Origin of the sequence: uncultured Anaerococcus sp. (genome assembly GCF_963510915.1) — a bacterium.
In the GTDB taxonomy this organism is placed as follows: domain Bacteria; phylum Bacillota; class Clostridia; order Tissierellales; family Peptoniphilaceae; genus Anaerococcus.
The window spans coordinates 1-3,605 of the sequence record NZ_CAUPHG010000130.1 but is presented as its reverse complement, the minus strand read 5'-3'; the positions used below and the strand labels follow the sequence as shown (position 1 = coordinate 3,605).

3 protein-coding genes are annotated in these 3,605 nt (G+C 38.4%); all 3 read left to right on the top strand.

What is annotated here, in order from left to right; all coding sequences use genetic code 11:
• The coding region (locus tag RQ893_RS08570; RefSeq protein ID WP_311482600.1) for an ABC transporter ATP-binding protein at window positions 1-735 on the top strand (735 nt) is incomplete at its 5' end.
• Complete coding sequence (locus RQ893_RS08565; protein ID WP_311482599.1) at window positions 725-2,341, top strand: oligopeptide/dipeptide ABC transporter ATP-binding protein; 1,617 nt, start codon at window positions 725-727, stop codon at window positions 2,339-2,341. The genes RQ893_RS08570 and RQ893_RS08565, both read left to right, overlap by 11 nt.
• Complete coding sequence (locus tag RQ893_RS08560) at window positions 2,338-2,526, top strand: hypothetical protein (RefSeq protein WP_311482598.1); 189 nt, start codon at window positions 2,338-2,340, stop codon at window positions 2,524-2,526. Before RQ893_RS08565 ends, RQ893_RS08560 begins: the two co-directional genes overlap by 4 nt.
• The last annotated feature ends 1,079 nt before the right edge of the window (window positions 2,527-3,605 follow it).

Here is a 3,605-nt window from a genome sequence, read left to right as displayed (position 1 = left end):
AATAAGATTTCAATGATCTTCCAAGAGCCAATGAGCTCCCTAAACCCTGTATTTACAGTAGAAAAACAACTTTCTGAAGTTCTTATGCTTCATAAGAATATGAATAAGAAGCAAGCGGCTGAAAGAGTTCTAGAACTCCTTGCAGCTGTTAAAATACCAAATCCACATGTAGTTACCAAGCAATATCCATTTGAATTATCTGGTGGTATGAACCAAAGGGTAATGATAGCCATGGCCCTTGCTTGTGAGCCAAAGCTTCTTATAGCAGATGAGCCAACCACAGCCCTTGACGTTACAATTCAAGCCCAAATTCTAAGGCTAATGAATGACCTTAAACACAAGGCTGGAACATCTATCCTCTTTATCACCCATGACCTTGGTGTTATTAATCAAATGGCTGATGAAGTAGCTGTAATGTACTGTGGACAAATTGTTGAGCAATCACCAGTAGAATTCATCTTCAAACGTGATATAACAGACTTTAACCACCCATACACTGTAGCCCTACTTAATTCTATCCCATCTATTACTTCAGATAGAAATGAGAGGTTAGATATTATACCAGGAAGCGTACCTCACCCACTCAACCTACCAGAAGGTTGTAAGTTTGCGGATAGGTGCAAATTTGCTACAGAAAGATGTATCAAGGAAATGCCAGAATTAAAGGCAGTAAATGACAACCAATTAATTAGGTGCCATTACCCAAATAGAAAGGAAAGAGAAGATGGAAAATAAAGATAAAAAGGTCTTATTTAAGATAAGAAACCTTAAAAAATATTTCCCTCTCAAGAAAAAGGGCTTTTTTCACAAAGGTCCTGGCGAATATGTCCACGCCAATGAATCTATATCAATAGACATCTATGAGGGTGAAACACTTGGTTTAGTAGGAGAATCTGGATGTGGTAAGTCTACTTTCGGAAGAACTCTTTTACAGATTTATGAACAAACAGAGGGAACAACTTTATATTACGGCAAAACTCTAGAAGAATATGCGCCAGAATATATGGGCAAGATGATAAGTAAAATCCCATCAAAATTTCCTAACTATCACAAGGAATTAGATGAATTAAATAAAATCTATGAAGACTTAGAAAAGTCTGAAACTGATGAAGATAGGGCTATGAACAATGAAAAAGCTATGTTCAAACGCCGTGAAATCGAAGAAGAATACCTAAATATGATTAGGATAGCTGGAGGACTTCTTGCTTCAGATGACTTAGGCAAGGTAGCAAGTCTTTTAAGCAGTGAATACCAAATCTTAAAGGAAAGAGCCAAGGTATATTTGGATATAGAAGAATTTGAGCAAAAAACTCAAATGATGGTAAGAACTTGGGATGATTACTATAAGATATTAGAAGAAGATCCTAAATATAAGGGGTTAAAAGAAAAGGCTGATGCCATAACCAAGAGAGTCGAAGAAAAAAGAAAAGAAATAGAAGCTTATAGAGATACCCTTAGAGATAAGGAAAAGTTTTCTGAGCTTGAATCTCAACTTGACCAAGGTATCGACCTTTCAGAATTAAATAACGAAGAGATGAGACAACTACGTAAGGATTTACAAATGATTTTCCAAGACCCTTACGGATCTCTAGACACCAAGATGACAGTAGGAAACATCATCGGTGAAGGAGTTCTTGGCCACGATTTATTTAAGTCTAGAAATGAAAAAGGCTATAACGAATATATCCAAGAAACTATGGAAAAATGCGGACTTGCCCCATACTTCCTCCACAGGTATCCTCACCAATTCTCAGGTGGACAAAGACAAAGAATAGGTATAGCAAGAGCCCTTGCCCTAAAGCCAAGCTTTATAGTTTGTGATGAGGCGGTATCTGCTCTAGACGTATCTATTCAGTCACAAATCATCAACCTCCTTCAAGACCTAAAAGAACAAAACAACCTAACCTATTTATTCATAACCCACGACCTTTCAGTTGTAAAATATATATCTGACAGGATAGGCGTAATGTATTTAGGAGTAATGGTAGAGCTTGCTGATTCAGAAAAGATATTTGCAAATCCGCTCCACCCATATACAAAAGCCCTTTTATCAGCTATACCAAGAACTGACGTTGACCAAGGTCAGGAGTTAGCTATAATCGAAGGCGACATCCCATCAGCTGTAAGGCCACCAAAGGGATGTAGGTTCCACACTAGGTGTGAATACGCCATGGACATTTGTGCCCACTTTGAGCCAGAGCTTAAAGATGTTGGTGATGGCCACTTTGTAGCTTGTCACCTCATGGATGTTTCTGAAGAAGAAAAAGAAAGGGCTCATGCTAAGATATTGGCAGAAAGAGCCAAATTAGACGAAGAATTAGAAGAAATTAGTGCTATATGAAAAGACCAATAGACAGGTTTAAGGGAAAAACCAGGGAGGAAATCGAATCAAAAGAAGATCTCCTAGACAGGGACAACCTAGAAAAAGGCGATAGGCTTGCTATGTTTCTAGCAGCCATGAGAGTCTTCATGCCCTTCGTCCTACTTCTTCTCGCCCCAATATTCTTAATAGCATATTTTATGTAAGTTAGAAAACCAGGATTTTTATAAATTCTGGTTTTTTTATTCCAGAAAACTACTTAATGTTTTTTATCCGAGATAAATTATCTTTTTGTCTTCAATCCGAGATTGGACTTATCTTATAAATGTTCTAGGTCATTTACATGACCACTCCGTAACTGGGGGAACCCCAAGGGGGCTTTCCGCATGCCCCCTCATCGGGTTCCCCCAGGCCCCCTTTCTGTTTCACCCCCAGGCGGCCCCTATAGCGGGGAGCATGAACAGTAGATTTCCTTTGGAAATCTTTTTTTGGTAGGGTTTACGTCTTCGTTTTACTTGTTCTATCCTATAACTTTTTAAAATCCCAAGCCTCCTAAAAATTGCAATCTCGTCTAACTTGTGCTTTTATTTATAAATTAGTTCACAGTATTTATAATGCTTTTATTCGTAAGTTGCTGTCAGTGCAATTTTTTTGACGGATGCTTGGTATTTTAAAATACACGGTCTTGTGATTTTTTGCTTCTTCGTTTGAAAATAAACACTAATTTAGCAATGTTTGGCAAAGCCAAACGAGCCTAGCGAATTCTGGAAATTCGAGACCAATTCTCTCTTTTGCCGGGCAAAGATTTCTAATAGAAAGCCCCGTTAAGAAAACTGATTGTTTGAGGCGGAGCCGAGTTATCAGTTTTTAGGGGCTTGAATATTAGAAATCAGTGGGGATATACAAATACTAATACAAGGATATTATCTCTAATAAAAAAAGCTTGCGAAAAGCAAGCTTCATTACCCGCACTCCGCTTTAGGAGCCGCTCGGGGGTGTAGCCGAGAGGGGTTTAAGGGGAGGCGGGTGAGGGACCCTGCGGAAGGTCCCTTGGGCCTCCCCTTTGAACGAAGCAGTTATGTCAATGACTGAAATAATATAAGAGATAAGTTCAATCTCGGATTGAAGAAAAAAGATGTTAATCCTGGAATAATAGACTCACCTAGTGAAAGGATAATTTATCTCGGATAAAAATCTTGGATAGTACACAAAAAAGTATATAATAAAAAGATGAGGTAAAAATAATAAAGCGCCAGATCCCTTTGGGATGACGAGGGAGGAAGTT

Excerpts from the sequence above, each read along its gene's own strand:
- RQ893_RS08560 (WP_311482598.1), top strand. The coding sequence starts at position 2,338 with ATGAAAAGACCAATAGACAGGTTTAAGGGAAAAACCAGGGAGGAAATC.
- RQ893_RS08565 (WP_311482599.1), top strand. The coding sequence starts at position 725 with ATGGAAAATAAAGATAAAAAGGTCTTATTTAAGATAAGAAACCTTAAA.